This window comes from Streptosporangium sp. NBC_01639, assembly GCF_045209755.1.
GTDB lineage: Bacteria > Actinomycetota > Actinomycetes > Streptosporangiales > Streptosporangiaceae > Streptosporangium.
Genome location: NZ_CP109272.1, coordinates 9,021,521 through 9,038,725, shown reverse-complemented (window position 1 = coordinate 9,038,725; position 17,205 = coordinate 9,021,521). Strand labels below are relative to the sequence as shown.

General features: G+C 68.8%; 16 protein-coding genes and 1 pseudogene. 13 read left to right on the top strand and 4 right to left on the bottom strand.

Going from position 1 to position 17,205, the window contains the following annotated elements:
• The first annotated feature begins 198 nt into the window (after window positions 1–198).
• The 3 genes from OHA77_RS41265 to OHA77_RS41255 are packed head-to-tail and all read left to right on the top strand — an operon-like array spanning window position 199 to window position 2,960.
• Window positions 199–1,560, top strand: coding sequence for a TrpB-like pyridoxal phosphate-dependent enzyme (locus OHA77_RS41265; RefSeq protein WP_406315031.1), 1,362 nt, complete (start codon window positions 199–201; stop codon window positions 1,558–1,560).
• Window position 1,561: 1 nt separating this feature from the next.
• Window positions 1,562–2,554: an amidohydrolase family protein gene (locus OHA77_RS41260; RefSeq protein WP_406315029.1), complete on the top strand. Its 993-nt coding sequence runs from the start codon at window positions 1,562–1,564 to the stop codon at window positions 2,552–2,554.
• On the top strand, window positions 2,538–2,960 hold the full coding sequence (locus OHA77_RS41255) for a MaoC/PaaZ C-terminal domain-containing protein (RefSeq protein ID WP_326823009.1): 423 nt from the start codon (window positions 2,538–2,540) through the stop codon (window positions 2,958–2,960). Before OHA77_RS41260 ends, OHA77_RS41255 begins: the two co-directional genes overlap by 17 nt.
• Before the next feature lie 168 nt (window positions 2,961–3,128).
• Here the strand turns inward: OHA77_RS41255 and OHA77_RS41250 are convergent, their stop codons facing one another.
• Window positions 3,129–4,604, bottom strand: coding sequence for a PLP-dependent aminotransferase family protein (locus tag OHA77_RS41250; protein ID WP_406315027.1), 1,476 nt, complete (start codon window positions 4,602–4,604; stop codon window positions 3,129–3,131).
• 80 nt (window positions 4,605–4,684) lie between these two features.
• Between OHA77_RS41250 and OHA77_RS41245 the strand changes: the two genes are divergently transcribed.
• Entirely contained in the window at window positions 4,685–4,951 is a 267-nt protein-coding gene (locus OHA77_RS41245; protein ID WP_406315025.1) for a hypothetical protein, read from the top strand.
• Window positions 4,952–5,192: 241 nt separating this feature from the next.
• Here the strand turns inward: OHA77_RS41245 and OHA77_RS41240 are convergent, their stop codons facing one another.
• Both OHA77_RS41240 and OHA77_RS41235 read right to left on the bottom strand, forming a co-directional pair.
• Window positions 5,193–5,507 (bottom strand): hypothetical protein, encoded by a 315-nt coding sequence (locus OHA77_RS41240; RefSeq protein WP_326823006.1) that lies wholly within the window; start codon window positions 5,505–5,507, stop codon window positions 5,193–5,195.
• A complete protein-coding gene (locus tag OHA77_RS41235; protein WP_326823005.1) occupies window positions 5,504–5,764 on the bottom strand; it encodes a hypothetical protein in 261 nt (86 codons plus the stop codon). The genes OHA77_RS41240 and OHA77_RS41235 overlap by 4 nt, the downstream gene beginning before the upstream one ends.
• 566 nt (window positions 5,765–6,330) lie before the next feature.
• Here OHA77_RS41235 and OHA77_RS41230 point away from each other — a divergent pair.
• Window positions 6,331–7,065, top strand: coding sequence for a dienelactone hydrolase family protein (locus OHA77_RS41230; RefSeq protein ID WP_406315023.1), 735 nt, complete (start codon window positions 6,331–6,333; stop codon window positions 7,063–7,065).
• Window positions 7,066–7,276: 211 nt separating this feature from the next.
• Here the strand turns inward: OHA77_RS41230 and OHA77_RS41225 are convergent, their stop codons facing one another.
• Complete coding sequence (locus tag OHA77_RS41225) at window positions 7,277–8,128, bottom strand: helix-turn-helix domain-containing protein (protein ID WP_406315022.1); 852 nt, start codon at window positions 8,126–8,128, stop codon at window positions 7,277–7,279.
• Window positions 8,129–8,204: 76 nt separating this feature from the next.
• Here OHA77_RS41225 and OHA77_RS41220 point away from each other — a divergent pair, with 76 nt between their 5' ends.
• From OHA77_RS41220 to OHA77_RS41185, 8 genes and pseudogenes are all read left to right on the top strand, one after another.
• A complete protein-coding gene (locus tag OHA77_RS41220) occupies window positions 8,205–9,062 on the top strand; it encodes an alpha/beta fold hydrolase (protein WP_406315020.1) in 858 nt (285 codons plus the stop codon).
• Between the two features lie 262 nt (window positions 9,063–9,324).
• Window positions 9,325–10,134, top strand: coding sequence for an inositol monophosphatase family protein (locus OHA77_RS41215; protein WP_406315018.1), 810 nt, complete (start codon window positions 9,325–9,327; stop codon window positions 10,132–10,134).
• A 551-nt stretch (window positions 10,135–10,685) separates the two neighbouring features.
• Window positions 10,686–12,110 carry a rifampin monooxygenase gene (gene rox / locus OHA77_RS41210; RefSeq protein ID WP_406319963.1) on the top strand — a complete coding sequence of 475 codons (1,425 nt, stop codon included), beginning with the start codon at window positions 10,686–10,688 and terminating at the stop codon, window positions 12,108–12,110.
• 755 nt (window positions 12,111–12,865) lie between these two features.
• Window positions 12,866–13,220, top strand: a pseudogene (locus tag OHA77_RS41205) (transposase); the annotation flags it as partial.
• On the top strand, window positions 13,220–13,447 hold the full coding sequence (locus OHA77_RS41200; RefSeq protein ID WP_406315016.1) for a GrpB family protein: 228 nt from the start codon (window positions 13,220–13,222) through the stop codon (window positions 13,445–13,447). The pseudogene OHA77_RS41205 and the gene OHA77_RS41200, both read left to right, overlap by 1 nt.
• 123 nt (window positions 13,448–13,570) lie before the next feature.
• Window positions 13,571–15,250: a SulP family inorganic anion transporter gene (locus OHA77_RS41195; RefSeq protein ID WP_406315014.1), complete on the top strand. Its 1,680-nt coding sequence runs from the start codon at window positions 13,571–13,573 to the stop codon at window positions 15,248–15,250.
• A gap of 506 nt (window positions 15,251–15,756) precedes the next feature.
• Complete coding sequence (locus OHA77_RS41190; protein ID WP_406315012.1) at window positions 15,757–16,227, top strand: Pycsar system effector family protein; 471 nt, start codon at window positions 15,757–15,759, stop codon at window positions 16,225–16,227.
• A gap of 367 nt (window positions 16,228–16,594) precedes the next feature.
• Entirely contained in the window at window positions 16,595–17,191 is a 597-nt protein-coding gene (locus OHA77_RS41185; RefSeq protein ID WP_406315010.1) for a DUF6230 family protein, read from the top strand.
• Window positions 17,192–17,205 lie beyond the last annotated feature (14 nt).

Genomic DNA, 17,205 nt, shown 5'->3' with positions numbered 1-17,205 from the left:
TTCCGGGACGTGCCACGGGGCCGTTCCGGGACGTGTCACGGGGCGCCGCCGGAAAACATCACCGTGAAGGCCGCCGCTCCGAGGACGGCCGCCGCTCCGGGGACAGCTGCCCCCAAGGCCGTCGCGAGGGCGGCCGCCCAGAAGGTCGTCGCACCGTACGCCGCCGCTCCAGAAAGAAACGGAAGGACCGGGAAATCCGTGAAGAAGTTCATCCTGGCGGAGAACGAACTGCCGCAGCAGTGGTACAACATTCTCCCCGACCTGCCCACCCCGCTTCGGCCGTACCTCCACCCCGTCACCCACGAGCCGTTGCGCCCCGAGGACCTAGCGGCGCTGCTGCCGCAAGCGGTGATCGAGCAGGAGTTCTCCCAGGAGCGCTGGATCGACATCCCCGAGCAGGTGCAGGACATCTACCGGATGTGGCGGCCCAGCCCGCTTGTGCGGGCCGACAGGCTGGAGAAGGCCCTCGACACCCCAGCGAAGATCTACTACAAGTACGAGGGCGTCTCGCCAGCGGGCTCGCACAAGCCGAACACCGCCATCCCGCAGGTCTACTACAACGCCAAGGAGGGCGTGCGGCGGGTCACCACGGAGACCGGGGCGGGCCAGTGGGGCTCCGCCCTGTCCTTCGCCGGCAGCCTCTTCGGCGTCGCCGTCACCGTCTACATGGTGCGGGCCTCCTTCCAGCAGAAGCCCTACCGCCGCTCGCTCATGCGGACCTGGGGCGGTGAGGTGTTCGCCTCCCCGACCGACCGCACCCAGGCGGGCCGCGACGTCCTCGCCAAGGACCCCGACTCGCCCGGCAGCCTCGCCATCGCCATCAGCGAGGCCGTCGAGGACGCCCTGGCCTACGACGACACCAAGTTCGCGCTCGGCTCCGCCATGAACCACGTCGTGCTGCACCAGACCGTCATCGGCCTGGAGGCCAGGCGCCAGCTCGAACTGGCGGGCGACTACCCCGACGTCGTGATCGGGTGCGTCGGCGGAGGCTCCAACTTCTCCGGCCTCGTCTTCCCCTTCATGGCCGACCGTCTGTCAGGGGAGCGCCCGCGGACCCGGTTCGTGGCCGCCGAGCCGACCGCGTGCCCGACGCTCACCCGGGGCTCCTACACCTACGACTACCCCGACTCCGCGGGGCTCGGGCCGCTGCTGCCCATGCGCACCGTCGGCCACGGCTTCATGCCCGCGCCCATCCACGCGGGAGGGCTGCGCTTCCACGGCGACGCCCCGACCCTGTGCGCGCTGCACGACGAGGGATACATCGAAGCGCGCGCCTACGACCAGAACGAGGTGTTCGCCGAGGCCGTACGGTTCGCCCGCCACGAGGGGTTCGTCATGGCGCCCGAGTCGTCGCACGCGCTGCGCGGAGCAGTGCAGGAGGCGCTCGCCGCCAAGGAGGCGGGGGAGGAGCGCACGATCCTGTTCGGCCTGTCCGGGCACGGGCACTTCGACCTGAGCGCCTTCGACGCCTATCTCGCAGGCCAGCTGGAGGACTACTCCATCCCCCAGGCCCAGCTCGACGAGGCGTTGAGCGAGCTCCCCAAGATCGAACGGATCTGAGATGGGCGGCGGCCGGATCGACGTCCACCACCACAGCTACCACCCGCCGCTGATCGCCGAGCTGCGCCGGAGAGGGGTGACGCACATGGCGCCGGGCGTCCCCCTCCCCGAGTGGACGGTCGCCGACTCGCTGCGGGTCATGGACGCCAACGGCATCCGCTCCGCGATCCTGTCGATCCTGTTGCCGAACGCGGCTTTCGACGAGGACGCGGCCTCGCTGGTCCGCCAGACCAACGAGTGGACGGCGGAGCTGGTGCGCGACTTCCCCGGTAGGTTCGGCGGGCTGGCCGTGCTGCCGCTGCCCGACGTCGAGGCGGCCCTGGCGGAGATCGACCACGCGTTCGACGTGCTCGGCCTGGACGGCGTCGTCCTGAGCGCCAGCCTGGCGGACGGCCGCTACCTGGGAGACCCGGCGTTCGCGGAGGTGTTCGACGAGCTCAACCGGCGCGGGGCCGTGGTGTTCGTCCACCCGAACCCGGCCTACCGGTGCGACTGCGCGGGAGGGCCGGGGTTCACCGCCAAGGTCCCGCCGCCGCTCGTGGACTTCGTGATGGACACCACGCGGGCGGTGGCGGACCTGCTCTTCGGCGGCACCCTGAGCCGATGCCACGACATCCGCTTCATCCTCGCCCACGCGGGCGGCACCGTGCCCTTCCTGGCATGGCGGCTCGAACTCGCCGCCACCTGGGTGCTGCCGGGTGCGGGAGGCGTGGACGTCGCGGGTGAGCTGCGCAGGCTCCACTACGAGACGGCCCAGGCCGCCTCACCGGCGACCCTGGCCTGCCTGAGGGAGGTGACCGCGGGGGAGAACATCCTGTTCGGGACGGACTTCCCGTTCATGAACGACGCGGTCGTCCCGGCCACCCTGCGGCACCTCGACGCGGCCGCCGACCTGGACCTCGCGGGCAACGCCCTCGCCCTCTTCCCCCGTCTCGCGGACGGCGCCGGAGGAGCGGGAGCGGGAAGAGAGGCGGCGGATGCTGCGCGCCTTTGAGGACTTCCGGATCGGCGACGTCTACGAACTGGGCAGCCAGAAGGTCACCCAGGAGGAGATCGTACGGTTCGCCCGGATGTACGATCCCCAGCCCCGCCATCTCGACGACCCCGACCTCATCGCCAGCGGCTGGCACGTGACGGCGATGTTCATGAGGCTCTACGCCGACGAGGTTCTGCGGCACGCCGCCGCCGAGGTCTCCCCGGGCGTCGACGAGCTGCGGTGGCTGCGCCCCGTCCGCCCGGGAGACGTCCTGACCGGCAGGGTGACGGTCATCGGAACCGCCGCCTCCCTGTCCAGACCCGACTGCGGGATCCTCCAGCAGCGCGGGGAGTTCTTCGACGACGCCAACGAGCCGGTCATGCGGGTCACGCTGTACGGGCTCATGCGCAGAAGGGAAGGCTGACCCGCACGCGCGACGAGAGGAAAGGCGGACACAGCGCCCGCCGCCCACCGGGGACGGTCGTCGCCCGGCGGGGTGGGATGGGTCCGCCGCTTTCCATGGCGCCGATCATGCGTTTATGTGACATTTGCGGTGTTTCGCAGGCGGTGCGGTGATGCGGGACGCAGGCCCTCACACCACGACCCGTACGGCGGGCGCGGGGCCGTGCCGTTCGATCTCCGCCCAGGCGCGGGCGAGCCGGTGGACGAGCTCGTCGAGGACCTCGGGGGCGAAGGTGAAGGGCAGCCTGATGTGGTCGCCGTGCCCGCCGCCGGGGTCCATCACGCTGCCCGGCACCACGTCGACGCCGTGCCGTATCGCCACCTGGGCGAACGCCATGGCGTCGACCCCCGGCAGCTCGACCCACAGGGCGCCGCCGCCGTCGGGGCGCCGCCAGCGCCAACTCGGCAGCCGCTCCCGCAGCAGCCCGTCGACGTGGTCGAGCTGCAGACCCAGCTCCTTGGCCCGCGAGGCGAGGATCTGGTCGAGCCGGGGCAGCAGCCTGGCTGCCAGCGCCTGGTCGAGCACCGGGCTGCCGATGTCGGCCAGGACCTTGCGGCGGGCCAGTCGCTGCACGATCTCGGCGGGACCCCGCACCCAGCCGATGCGCAGGCCGCCCCAGACGGCCTTGGCGAGCGAGCCCAGCGACAGCATCTCCGTCCCGGGCGGCGCGTAGGCCGCCAGCGGCGCGGGGATCGCCCCCGACTCGGAGTGGTAGGTCATGTAGACGTTGTCCTCCAGGACCGCCACCTCGTGCTCGGCGGCCAGCTCGGCGACCCTACGGCGCCGCGCGGGCGACATGAGCACCCCCGTCGGGTTGTGGTAGGTCGGCATGAGGTACAGCAGCGCCGGTTTCCGCTCGCGCAACACGTCGCTGACCGCCCGGACCTCGGGCCCCTCCTCGTCGAGCGGCACGGTCGCCAGCCTGGCGCCCGCCGCCCGGAACACGTCCAGGCAGCCGGGCCAGTTGGGCGACTCGACGACCACGGTCGCCCCCGGGCTGACGTACAGCTCGGTCACCAGCACCAAGCCCTGGTGCGCGCCGGTCGTCACCAGGATCTCGTCCTGGGCGGTCGGCAGCCCGGTCCCCGTCAGATAGTCGGCGATGGCCTCGCGTAGGACGGGCAGACCCGAGGGGTGGTAGCCGGGACCGGCCAGCAACTCGTCCAGGTCGTCGCGGACCAGCTCGCGCAGCACGACGGCGAGGTCGGGCACGGCGCCTCCCGCCGCCACCGCGGTCGAGATCAGCTCACCGGGACCGTCGATGAGCCGCTGGAAGATCGTCATCGCGGTGCCTCCCGGCACCCTCCCGTCGGTCGTCGGCCTGCGGACCCTGACGTCCGGCGCGACCCTGGTGCCGCTGCCCTGACGGCTCACCAGCAGGCCGGTGCCCCGCAGCTCACCGTAGGCCGCGACTACGGTGGCCCTGCTCACGCGGAGCGCCTCAGCCAGCTCGCGCTCGGAGGGCAGCCGGTCGTCGGGTAGCAGCGCACCGTCCTCCACCGCCCTGTCCAGGGCGCCCGCCAGCTTCCGGTAAAGAGGGCCCCGCCCGGAGGCCCAATCACCGAGGAGCGCGACGACATCACGTTCGGTAGAAATCCGATCCATTCGATCCCCCAGTGGATCTGGCCACTTTTTTCAAAGATGTCAAGACTGGATGGCATGGGCAATGGAAGTGGACTGGGAAAATGACTACTTTACTGGTTTTCCTGGGCGCGGCCGCGTTCCTGGCCGTGGTCGTGCCGCGCTACGGCGCCGACACCCGTGACAGCCGGGACTGGACACCCGTGGAGCCCTTTCCCCCCGATTACGCCGTCATGCCGGTCACCCCCGTGGCCCCCGTCACGGTCGCGGGCCGGGCGGGAAGGGCGCGGGCCGTCCGGCGCTCCCTCCGGCGGGCAGGAGCGGTGAGGGCGCCGGGCCCGCGTAGCACGATCGGAGTCCACCGGAACTGACACGGCTGTGCCGGGCGGGAAGGGGCGCCGACGTCCGGTCGACGGCTTTCGCATACGGGCGTCATGGAGGCTTCGAAAACGGTCGGCGCCAGGTCGGCCGCGCGGGAACGGGCCCGAGAACACGGCGGGGCGGCCGGCCCGCCATTGCCGATGTCCGCATACCGAGACTGCGCGGACGCGATCCGTATCACCGACGCGGCAGAGGAACAGCCGAAGCCGGTCCTCTGCCGCCGGGCGTCGATCAGCCGGCGATTCCGAAGATCGTGGCGACCATACCGCGTACCATCTGCAGCTGCGGCTCGCCGAGGTCGCCGACCTTCCCTTTCAGCCTGACCACTGAGATGGTGGAGATCCGATCCAGCATCGCGGCTTGGCCGTCGCCGACGTCCACGACGAACGCGGTCAGCATGGCCGCCATGTCAGCGGGCTCCACGTGCGCGGTCAGCACGTTGTCGCCATACAAGGTGTGGTAGAAATCCCCGCTGACGATCAGCCGGACCTCTTGGCGGTCGCCGAGCTGGACCGCCCACAGTTCTCCGAAGCGGTGGTCGCTCACGCGGCCTCACCCGCGCGGCGCGCATCGGCGGCCTGGGCGGTGTCCTCGGCGGTGACCCGCTCGTCGGCTTCCTGCCCAGGTACGGCCGGAGTCCCGTAGAGCGCGGCCCGGGCTCGCGGGCTGTGGGTCGCAGCGACCTCTCGCAGGATGCCGCGGGCGATCACGTCTGATACCGATGTGCCGACGCTCTCGGCGTGCTTACGCGCGAGCTCCAGCACCCACCCGTCGAGACTGACTGAAGTCCTGTCTTTCGCCATGCCCGGAGTGTACCCGTGCAGTATTACGTCATGTATGCGATTGGGTGAATACCTCTCCGGAGGTCGGGGATGACCGAAGGGTGTTTTGCGTAGTAGATGTCGTTTTGGATGTTTTGTACCAAAATGATCCATCTGTACTCGCGAAAACCAGAGCGCTGTATTGGCCGCCGACGGGCGAACTCGAAACGTCGCGTGCAATCCCGCCGTGCCCAGGCCTCCGGGCCTCTGCGTGGCTTTCAGGCCTGTTGATCTTCCTCTGGCTTGATCGTTCATCTTGGAACAGTCTCGGGAGCGCTCCCAGCCCTGAGGGTCGAGCTCGTCCAATGTGGCCAGGTCCAGAGAGATCACGCCAGGGTGCTTCGGCTTTATCCGGTGGGTTATGCTGTGCGGCGATGATTACCGGGACGGCATTGCGCCACACATGGATTGGTGACCCGGTGCTCTCCTGAGCGCCGCACGGGCCGGTGCGGGCCCGCTGTTCGATCGAGGATTTTGCGCTGCTGCGCGGGCCCCGCCTCCGTCGTGTTGATCACAGGCTCGACACATCAACCACGACAGGAGAGGTCATGCCCACCAAGACTCTGCAGATTCCTACCCCTGACGGCCAGGCCGATGCTTTCGCCGCCTTCCCCGACGGTGGCGGCCGGCACCCAGGGGTGCTGATGTACGCGGACGGCTTCGGCATCCGGCCCGTGCTGCGGGAGATGGCCCGCGAACTGGCCGGGCACGGGTACTACGTGCTCGTCCCCAACTTCTTCTACCGGCACGGTCCGGCACCGGTGATCAAACTTCCCGAGCACATCGGAGAAGATGTCCGGCCCGCGGTCATGGCCCGGCTGATGCCCTTGATCGAGGCGCACACCACCGAACGCGTCTTGCGCGACGCCGATGCCTACCTCAGGTTCCTCACCACCCAGCCCGAGGTCAGCGCCGGACCGGTCGCGGTGACCGGCTACTGCATCGGCGGCCTTCTGGCGATGCGCACCGCCGCGGCCCACCCCGACCAGGTGGCGGTCGTTGCCGGATTCCACGGCCCCGTGGGCGTCGTCGGGCCCGACAGCCTCTCCAAGCTCACCGCCCAGGTCCACCTCGGCCACGCCGAAACCGACATCACGCCCGAGGCCCTCGGCGAGCTCAACCAGGCCCTGGACGCCGCGGGTGTCGACTACACCTCCGAGATCTACCCCGGCACCGTCCATGGCTTCACCATGTCCGACACCGACGCCTTCAACCCTTCCGGGCTGCAGCGCCACTGGGACCGCCTGCTTCCCCTCCTTGACCGCACCCTGGCCAACAGCTGAGGCTCGGGCTCAGAAACCAAACCTGGAGTACACGAGGCTAGGCCCTCATTCGGGGCTGTACCGCGCGGCTTCCCAAGCTGACCGCGCATGCTGCCGTTGAGGGCGTGGCTTCCGGGAGCCGTCTAGACGAACACGATCCTGTTCGCCCGTACGAGTGGGCGAACAGGATGCCGTCATCCCAGTGTGCGAACGGATCAGGAGGCCCAGGCCATTACCGCCGGTTGGCGGGTGTTTCGCGGCTGGGCCATGCGATGTCGTCAACCGTCAGAAACGGTTCGGTGGCCACGGTCGCGGGTGTCACTCCGGTGAACGCCATGACGTCCCGATGCAGGTGGGACTGGTCGGCGTAGCCGGCGTCGGCCGCGACTCGGGCCGCGCCTTCACCCGCGACCAGGCGGTGGGCGGCATGGTCGAAGCGGACCAGCTTCACGGCGCGCTTGGGCGGCAGGCCGAGCTGCGAGCGGAACCGGGACCACAGGCGCTTACGGCTCCATCCGAGTTCGGCCGCCAATCCGTCGACCCGGACCAGGCCGCGGCCGGCGACGATCCGGTGCCAGGCCCAGGCCACCTCGGGGTCTACCGGCGGCCCCGCCTCATGTCGACGGGCAAGCAGCGCGTCCGTCAGCGCGAAGCGATCCTCCCAGGAGGGGACATCGCCCAGTCGCTCTCGGATCCGTGACGCCTCCCGGCCCCACAAGTCGTCGAGGGGCACCACGACGCCGTCGAGGTCGGCGGGGGAGACACCCAGAACCGCGCGTGCGATCACCGGGGACAGACGCACCTGCACGCACTCGACGTTCTCACCCCGAGCCCAGACCACGCCGCCGGACCCGAGCCCGGGCCCGGCGACGAGACTTCCCCGCTGCCGCCGCCCGGCGGCATAGTCCAGGACCGGCGAATCGGCGCCGAACTCCAGAAGCAGCGTCACGGCCGGATGCGGGACCATCCGGAGCGCGTCCAGGTCACGGACACGGAACCCGGCCATGGTGACACCGGCCACCCGGCTGGGCCGCTGTGGGCATGCGACGTCCCACGCAGCCGCACCGTGCACGAATGTCCGCACCGCCCCATGCTAGCGAGCCGGGGGAGGGGAACATTTGTCCAATCCGCCGGTGCGTACCGGCGGCGACAGTGGCCTCATGACCATTTCTGACGGCGGACCGTACGTGAACGGCGGCGCCGAGGCCACCGAGCGTTCGATCCTGTCCCTGGACGACGGCGACATCTACGTGTGCCAGGACGGCCCCCGCGACGCCCCCGCGCTCCTGCTCATCCACGGGTCCGCGTCCTCGGCCCGTTCATGGGATCCGCTGGTTGCGCTGCTGACCGGATCCCATCGCGTCATCCGGATCGACCTGCTCGGGCACGGCCGGTCAGCCAAACCGACCGACCGTGGCTACGAGATCCCGGCCCAGGCGCGCCGGTCCGGCGTGGTACTGGACCGGCTCGGCGTCAAGCGCGCCATCGTGGTCGGTCATTCCAGCGGTGGCTGCAGCGCCACGGCCCTCGCCGAACAGCGACCCGAGCTGGTGACCGCGCTCGCGCTCATCAACACCGGGCCCAGCCTGGACGCCTTCATCGCACCGCAGTCCGCCGCAATCGCCCCCTCGCAGTGGCCGCCGACCGACGAGCAGCTCCGCCAGTTTGCGAGCACCGGTTTCAGCCGCGCCGGCTACCAGATCCCAGCAGAGCTCCTGGACGAGGTGCGCGCCATGACCTACCACACACTCACCACGACAATGCGGGCCACCAGCGACTACCTGGAACAGCAGGCGCTCCCGGGTCGGCTGACGGCCCTCGGCAAGCCGCTGTTGGTGATCTTCGGCGAGGACGACCGCAGATGGCGGTCCTCATCCGCCGCCGACTATCGCACCGTTCCGGGCGCGAAAGTCGAATTGCTGCCCGGTCTCGGACACTCACCCATACTCGAGGATCCGCCCCGGACCGCCACACCCCTTCTGGCCTTCACCGCGATCCACGCCGCGCAGGCGGACTGAACGATACCGAAGCGCGGGCGACCGGGTGGCCTGGCGAATGCGGTCGTCCGGGTCATGGTCACACGACAACGTATTGCGCTACCGCTGGTATCGGTACTTTCGGTGGCGAAACCAGAGGGCGAGGAGGAGACAATGAGCACGGTCACCGACACGGAGCGGCCGCCGATGCGATGACCTACCGGAGATTCCAAGTGATGCGCACGTCCGGGAGCGGGCCTGGCGGCCGAAGACCTGAACTTTCGTCGCCGATATTCTGTGTGGTGTGATCAACCCGTATGCAAGCCTTGACGATGTCGGCGTCGCGATAGCTGCGGCAGGTGCCGGTGCGGACGTGGTGCGCAGCATGTACGGCCAGCGGCTTACCCGCATCGACAAGGGCGCCGGGGACTTCGCCACCGTCGCCGATGTGGAGGCTGAGAAGACGATCCTCGGCGTCATCCGCGCTGCCCGGCCCGATGACGCCGTGCTCGGCGAAGAGGGCGGGCAGCAGGGTGCCGCCGAGGCCGCACGCCAGTGGCTGGTGGATCCCCTGTGCGGCACGCTGAACTACGCCGTCGGCAACATGTTGGTGGCCGTCAACGTGGCGCTGCGCGGCGGTGCGGCGGCGGTGGCCGACCCGTTCAGCGGGGAGGTCTTCTTCACCGACGGTGAGACCGCCTGGGTGCGGCATGACGGTGCCGATGCCCAGTTGGCGCCTACGCCCGCCACCCGGCTCGTGGATGTCAATCTGGACCCGCCATTCCCTGGCGCGCCCGGATTCCGGGCCGTGGACCTGCTGGCCCACCCCGGGTTCGTCGAACGGTTCCGCCCCCGGGTCGTCTCCACGACTCTGGCGTTGGCCTGGGTCGCCGCCGGTAAACGCGCCGCGTACGTCACCGATGGCGGCGACCTGTCCGGGAGTGTGCACTTCGCCGCCGGCATCGCTCTGTGCCAGGCCGCCGGTTGCGTGGTCACCGGGGTCGACGGCGCCCCGATCCGGCAAGCAGGCCGCGGACTCGTCGTAGCCGCCGACGGCGAAACCCATCAACTGCTGATGTCGATGATCTGCAGCCGAAGCCGGCACTACGTCTGAAAGGTCGTCCCCGCGTCGGCCTCAACGGGCCGGCCCTCCCTTGGGCGGGGAATAGAGCAGTTTCTCCCCGCGCTCCCGAGCGGAGGGCGGGGAGAAGCAAGAAGCGCCATCAACCGCAGCCCTTCGAGGATACGGATCTTGCGTTTGCGTTGGCCGCGGAGGGCAGAGTCCTGTGGCCGCTCGGGTCCGGTATGGCCGCATGCAACCGCACGGGCCCGTTCGGAGTCGTGATCACGTGGCTGGAAAAGGGTTGGACGGGATGATGCTCGGGCTTGTAGCTTGCAGTTGACCGTGACACCGCCCGAGGAGGTGAGACCCATGAACGCTGTATCGATATGGGTGCTCCCCCTTACCGTCACGGTCGGGCGATTGACGTAGGTGTCGCCGGGAGCGCCTTGCCGACAAGGCACTCCCGAAAGGCAACATCTATGTACTCTCAGCAGGTCACCGCCGAGCCGCCGTCGAACGACAGGGTCGAGCGTGACTCCACGGTGGGCGACGTCCCCGGAGTTCTCCGGTCGCCGGCCTCCGGCGCCGATCGCGCGCCCCTCATCTTCGATGTGATCATTGCCGGGTGCGGGCCGACCGGTGCGATGCTGGCCGCCGAACTGCGGCTGCACGATGTGCGGGTACTCGTTCTGGAGAAGGAAACCGAGCCCGCGTCGTTCGTCCGCATAGTCGGTCTGCATGTTCGCACTCTCGAGCTGATGGCGATGCGCGGACTGCTGGATCGCATTCTCCCGCATGGAAGACAGCGTCCAGCCGGCGGTTTCTTCGCCGCCATCCCCAAACCCGCGCCCAAGGGCCTGGATTCCGCATACGCCTATCTGCTGGGCATCCCGCAGCCGGTCATCGAACGTCTGCTTGAAGAGCGTGCGGTCGACCTGGGTGCGCAGGTCCGGCGCGGTTGCGCGGTCGCCGGTTTCGAGCAGGACGACGAGGGTGTGACCGTTGAACTGGCCGACGGGGAACGGTTGCGTTCGCGCTACCTCGTCGGCTGTGACGGCGCGCGCAGTACGGTGCGCAAACTGCTCGGCGTCGGCTTCCCCGGCGAGCCCTCACGGACCGACACGCTCATGGGCGAGATGCGCGTGGGTGTACCGCAGGGGGAGATCGCCGCCAAGGTGACCGAGATCAGCGAGACCCATCAGCGATTCTGGCTCAGGCCCTTCGGCGAAGGGGTCTATAGCGTCGTGGTCCCCGCCGCGGGAGTCAGCGACCGCGCGGAACCGCCCACTCTCGAAGATTTCAAACACCAGTTGCGCACCATCGCCGGAACCGATTTCGGCGTGCACTCCCCGCGCTGGTTGTCCCGCTTCGGGGATGCCACCCGGCTGGCCGAACGTTATCGGGTCGGGCGGGTGCTGCTGGCCGGCGATGCGGCGCACATCCATCCACCCATCGGCGGACAGGGCCTCAACCTGGGCGTTCAGGACGCGTTCAACCTCGGCTGGAAACTGGCCGCACAGATCCGCGGCTGGGCGCCGGAAAAACTGCTGGACACCTACCAGGCCGAACGTCATCCGGTCGCCGAGGACGTGCTGGACAACACCCGCGCCCAGATGGAACTGACGTCCACCGAACCGGGCCCGCAGGCCGTGCGCAGGCTGCTCACCGAACTGATGGACCTCGACGAGGTGAACCGCCATCTGATCGAGAAGATCACCGCGATCGGCATCCGCTACGACTTCGGCCAAGGTCCCGACCTGCTCGGCCGCCGCCTGCGCGACATCGACGTGAAACAGGGCCACCTCTACGGTCTGCTGCATCGCGGCCGCGGCCTGCTGCTGGACCGCACCGAACGCCTGACCGTCGGCGACTGGTCAGACCGGGTCGATTACCTCGCGGATCCCACTGCGGTACTGGATGTTCCGTGCGTCCTGCTACGCCCCGACGGCCACGTCGCCTGGATCGGTGACGATCAGCGGGACCTGGACGGCCACCTCTCCCGCTGGTTCGGCAAGCCCGCCAACTGATTTCGCCTGAGCCGCCGAAAAGGCCCGTGAGAATGATCGGAACGGCCGGTAGCGACTGACATCGGAAGGCTGGAGGCAGCATCAGCCGTGGTGCTCTGGCGCCAGGGTCGGCCTACGAGGAGGGTCGGCCTCCGAGTGACGACCGGAAGACGGCGGAAGAGCACCACGGGGTGGGTCGGCGCAGGCGTCCGCGCGTTCGTATGACGGTGGGGGGTCTCAAGGGGGCAACGCATCGCCACGCAATGACCTTGATCATTAGTGGAGGTGCGTATGCGGGACTACGGTTTATCACCCGATCGCCAAGACGAGGTCTGGCAGCGGTCTCGACCTGCTGCAGGGCCTCATGGGTCGGGAGTGGTTCCCAGGTCGGTCTGCCGGCCAATTGTGTCATTGACGTCATGGCGTACACCTTATGATCACCCGGAATGCCCGGACGCCCCCCCCAACCGGCAGAAGGATGAACGCCATTCAGGAAGGGCCGCTTGCCCCCAGGGGGAGGTCTGAAAGGGGGCATTGGGTGCCCAGCAGCGGCACGACCACGAACTGCCCGCCGATCACGATGCGGTTGACGTCGACGCGGGCCGCCGGCACGCGTCGCCGTTCTTTGCACGTAGATGCCGTCAGGCCGAAGCCGCCGCCGCTCCCTCCTCCCTTCTCATCTCTGCCCCGCCTCTCGCCGCCGCAGCATTGAGCGATCCGGGCGACAGGGATGGCGGGAAAGCTCACTTTCTCGGAAGCTGCCGGAATGCGCCGTAGCCGAGGACGCCCGAGTCATCGCCGACCAGGCTCGGATGCGGCGGGACTTCGCCCCGCTGAACACCCCCTGAGCCGGTCACCACGCTCCAGGTGCTGACGAACTACCGGGCCGGTCTGATCGCCGACCGGGTGCGGCTGATCAACCGGCTCCGCGACCAGCTGGTGGCCATCCGCCCGGCCCTGGAGCGGGCCTTCGACCACTCCGCGGCCAAGGGGCCGGTGGTCATGCCGACCGAGTACCGGACACCGGCCGCCCTGCGCCGGATCGGCCTCGGGCGGCTGACGACCTGGCTGGAACGCCGCAAGGTACGCGGGGCCAGTGACGTTGCGGCCAAGGTGGCAGACTGCGCGAGGTGGGAGGGCCGAACGCCCGCTTCGCACTTCTCTTCCGAGATTACCTGCGGACCGATGAAGCCTCACGCAGAGCCTGGGGAGCGTTCAAACAGCGCCTGGCCCGCAGCGTGCCGGACCTGCTCCAGTATGGGCAGATCAAGGCTCCGGCCACAGCCGTCCTGATGACGGCGGCCGAGCGCTGGGCGGCCGAGATCGGCTGGCCGCCAACTCCTAGCCGTGTTCCCTAAGCCTGAATGATGAACTCGCGGGCCCGGGAACGCCCTTCGTGATCTTGTACGGAATCGATGGTTTACCACGCAGGCCAGGCGTGTCCGGAGAACCGTGGCGAGGACCGGTCGCATGATGAGCCAATGAACAGGCGTCGGATTCGGGCAGTGGACGTGGTGCCACTCATCGGGCAGTTGCGGCACTACTCGGCACGCTGGGCACGCGCCGACATCGTGGCCGGCTTCGCCACCGCTGTGACCTTGTTGCCGCAGGGCCTGGCATTCGGCGCCCTGGCCGGGCTTTCGCCGGTCGCCGGTCTTTATACCGCCCTGGGGGCCGCGACGATATTCGCTCTGCTGACCGCGACGCGATTCGTGGCGGTCGGTCCCTCCTCGGCCATGGCACTGCTGACGTTCGCCGTGGTGCATGGTCAGGCGGGCGGCGGCGACCGGGCGGTGGCGTTGACGGCGGCCCTGTCGTTTCTGGTGGGCGTCGGCTGCCTGCTGGTAGCCGTGCTGCCGTTGCAGGGCGTCGCCGACTTCCTGTCCGGCCCAGTGATGCTCGGCTACCTGGCCGGCTTGGGCATTCAGCTCTTTGCCGGCCAGGTGGGCACCCTGCTGGGTATCCCTACGCCCGGTTCCGAGCCGCTCGTCAAGCTCTGGCACGTCCTCACCCACCTGGAGCAGGCAAAGGCACTGACCGCGATGATGGGCCTGGGCGCCGTGGCCGCGCTCATGGTGCTCGGACGCTACCTGACCGGCGTACCCGCCGGGCTGGTGGTCTGCGTGCTGGCCATCGCCATCTCGGCAGCGGTAGGGCTGGCCGATCAAGGCGTGGCCGTGGTCGGCCCGGCGGTCGGCGGCCTGCCCGCGATCACCTGGCCGCAGGTGACCCTGGAAGACCTGTGGGCACTGCTGCTGCCGGCGGTAGGTATGACGTTGGTCGCCTCGGTCGAGACCTTCAGCGCCGTCCGCCAGGCCGGAGCCGAAGCAGACGGCCGCATCTCCCTGGATCGCGAGACCGCCGCTCTGGGTGCAGCGAGCCTGGTCACGGGTATGCTGACCGGTTTCCCTCCGATGGCCAGCACCAGCCGCACCTTGTCGGCTCGCAGCAGCGCACATTCCCAGCTGTTCCAGCTCATCGCCGCCGGAATTGTCGCGTTCGTCCTGTTCACCGGTGGGCCGCTGGTAGCGCTGCTCCCGATGCCGGTACTGGCCGCCATCCTGGTGGTGGGCGCTCCCAAACTCATCGACGTCACCGGCCTGCGGTGGCTCTGGCGCGGATGGCGTGCGGAGGGCGTGATCGCGCTCGTGGCCGTCGCCGGTGTGCTGGGCCTCGGCGTACTACGCGGCCTGCTCATCGCGGTGATCCTCTCTGCGAGCCAGCTGATTCGCCGTGCCGCCCGCCCGCACGACAGCCTGCTCGCCATCATCGACGAGGGCCATCCGCCCCAGGAGATCGCCGACGGCGACGCATCGCCTCACCCGGACATCCTCATCTACCGCGTCGACGCACCCCTGTTCTTCGCCAACGCCCGACGTGTCCGACAACGGGTCCTGGCCCTGGTGACCGCCCGCGAGCCGCGGCCACGATGTGTGATCTGCGATATGCAGGCGGTGTTCTACGTAGACGCCACGGCGGCCGACGCCCTGGCCCAGCTCACGGCAGAACTGCAGGCACTCGGCTGCCGGCTGGTGCTGGCCCGCGTCCGCGAGCCCGTCCTGGCGGTGTTGCGCGCCAACCCTTACCACGACGGCGCCACCCAGCGGCTGCCAGTGTTTCCCGGCGTCCGGCAAGCCTTCACCGCCGTGCGAGAACCATGAACGACGCGCGAGACCGTTCCCCGCGTCGCCGTCCGCTCCGGGTGGGGTGTCGATGGCCGCGACACGGTCGCCGGAAAGGCGGCGACAAGACGCGACATGTCAGATGCCGCCCCGGCGTCGATCTCCTGCAGGATCATGTCCTGCTGTTCGCAGACGACGCTCCACGCCCTGTCACCGGTTCATCGCAGATGAGATCGGAGCCCATCCGCAACGGAGACCGGATGAGCCCGCCGGCCTGCGCCGACGATCCCTCTGCCGTGGCTGTAGCCTCGCAAAGAGGGGCTTGAGGAGGTGCACAGCTCCTCCCTACATCCGGCAGCGGGAGCGCATGGCCGTTCGAGCGAAACATCGCGGCACAGCTCAACCACCAAGCCGTGCCATGCCCCTGGCAACTGCCCTGTCTCCGCAAAAAGGGATCGCCGACCATGAGCCAAGAACGAACGACCCCGGACCATGAACCCGGCAATGCCGCCACACCCCCTGCCTCGCCGGAGCCGGATCCTGCCTTGAGGGAGGCACTGAACGCTGCCGTCGCCACCGCTCATGCCGAGTTGGTCCGCGCCGGCGAAGGCAAGTCGGGGTTGCTGCTGTCCTGGGCAGGTGCCGCATTCGGTGTGCTGGGCACCCTGCTGGTCACCGGCCCGGCCCACTTCCCCGGGATCGCCCGGTTCGGTGTGATCGCGGCGATTCTGGTGCTGTCCATGGCGGTCGTGCTGATCCTGTTCACCATCCGCCCCGCTCTGCCCAAGCACGGTGGAACAGGGCTCATCGCCTACGCCACAGCGGCCACAGCGCAGGATGTGCTCGAGCAGGTGCGCAAAGAGCTGGCCAGCAGCGAGCTGTCTCTGGCGGAGAGCGCGTTCCAGCTCTCCCACCTGGCACTCACCAAGCACCGGCACCTGCGGTGGGCGATAAATCTGATCGTCGCAGCGATCGGGATCATCACGATCACCCTCGCTCTGCAGTATCTGCTGTAGACGAGTAGGCCCTTGAGGAACAGCGAAGAGAAAACGTACGCCAAGGAATGATCTTGAGGGCCGCTGATCTGCATATCCGTTGTTTCCTGCGTTGTTGTTACCGGGACCCCAGCAGACTCTGCTGACGGATTCTCTGCGTCGTTGGTGGTTACCGGCTTCGCCGGGTTCAGCGATGCGGTCGTGACGAGGCTGTTCGTCATTCTGGTCTTCGGCAAGATTGTCCAGATGGGGGTCAGGAACGGCGCGCACCTGGCGTGTCCGTTGGCAGGAGCCTGCCAACCGCATGATGATCAGCAACATAGCCGAATTGTCACTCTCCGTGACAGGATGCTGGCTCATTTCGTCATGAGGTGTCGTGGAGGTGACCATGGTCGAACAAGGGCGCGTGCGGTGGAAACGGTTCGCACTGGCCTTCACGCTGGTGCTCACAACGACGTCACTCCTGGTCGGCGCCACCGTGCAAGGCGCGATCGGCGTCACCTTCGTGGTCTCGAGCTCCACGTTCAAGCTCTTCGCCGGCGAGTTTCGTGCGCAGGGCTTCACGCTGGCCGTCGGCATCGACCGTGATATCAAGGGCAGGTTGATCCCCGTGCTGGTGACCGGAGTCCGGCGGGCCGAGGTGTTCGATCTGTGCACGAGCGCCATCTTGAAGACGCCCTTGGGCGCGGTGACCCTGAGGATCACCGGCGGCCGTGGCGACGAGCCGGTGGTCGCCACGGACCTGGTGATCGACGCCGCGGCGGCGCAGGCCGCGGCGTTCTTCAACGACATCCAACTGGGGCGTGATGCCAGCACTCTGGACGCGGTCCCCGGCGCCAGGGGCCCGGCGGGCAGTTTCGGTGCGCAAAGCAGGACGGCCGTCTTGCGAGATGCCCGGCTGACCGCGTGGGCCGCCACGGCGGGCACCTTCAGCCTCCCCGACCTCGCGCTCACCCTGCAGGTCGGCGACCACCCCTGCTTCTGACGGGCTCTGACGGG

What these genes read in the sequence shown, in the direction of transcription:
- OHA77_RS41260 (WP_406315029.1), top strand. Translation starts at nt 1,562, where the DNA reads ATGGGCGGCGGCCGGATCGACGTCCACCACCACAGCTACCACCCGCCG.
- OHA77_RS41255 (WP_326823009.1), top strand. Translation starts at nt 2,538, where the DNA reads ATGCTGCGCGCCTTTGAGGACTTCCGGATCGGCGACGTCTACGAACTG.
- OHA77_RS41250 (WP_406315027.1), bottom strand. Translation starts at nt 4,604, where the DNA reads ATGGATCGGATTTCTACCGAACGTGATGTCGTCGCGCTCCTCGGTGAT.
- OHA77_RS41245 (WP_406315025.1), top strand. Translation starts at nt 4,685, where the DNA reads ATGACTACTTTACTGGTTTTCCTGGGCGCGGCCGCGTTCCTGGCCGTG.
- OHA77_RS41235 (WP_326823005.1), bottom strand. Translation starts at nt 5,764, where the DNA reads ATGGCGAAAGACAGGACTTCAGTCAGTCTCGACGGGTGGGTGCTGGAG.
- OHA77_RS41230 (WP_406315023.1), top strand. Translation starts at nt 6,331, where the DNA reads ATGCCCACCAAGACTCTGCAGATTCCTACCCCTGACGGCCAGGCCGAT.
- OHA77_RS41220 (WP_406315020.1), top strand. Translation starts at nt 8,205, where the DNA reads ATGACCATTTCTGACGGCGGACCGTACGTGAACGGCGGCGCCGAGGCC.
- OHA77_RS41195 (WP_406315014.1), top strand. Translation starts at nt 13,571, where the DNA reads ATGAACAGGCGTCGGATTCGGGCAGTGGACGTGGTGCCACTCATCGGG.
- OHA77_RS41185 (WP_406315010.1), top strand. Translation starts at nt 16,595, where the DNA reads ATGGTCGAACAAGGGCGCGTGCGGTGGAAACGGTTCGCACTGGCCTTC.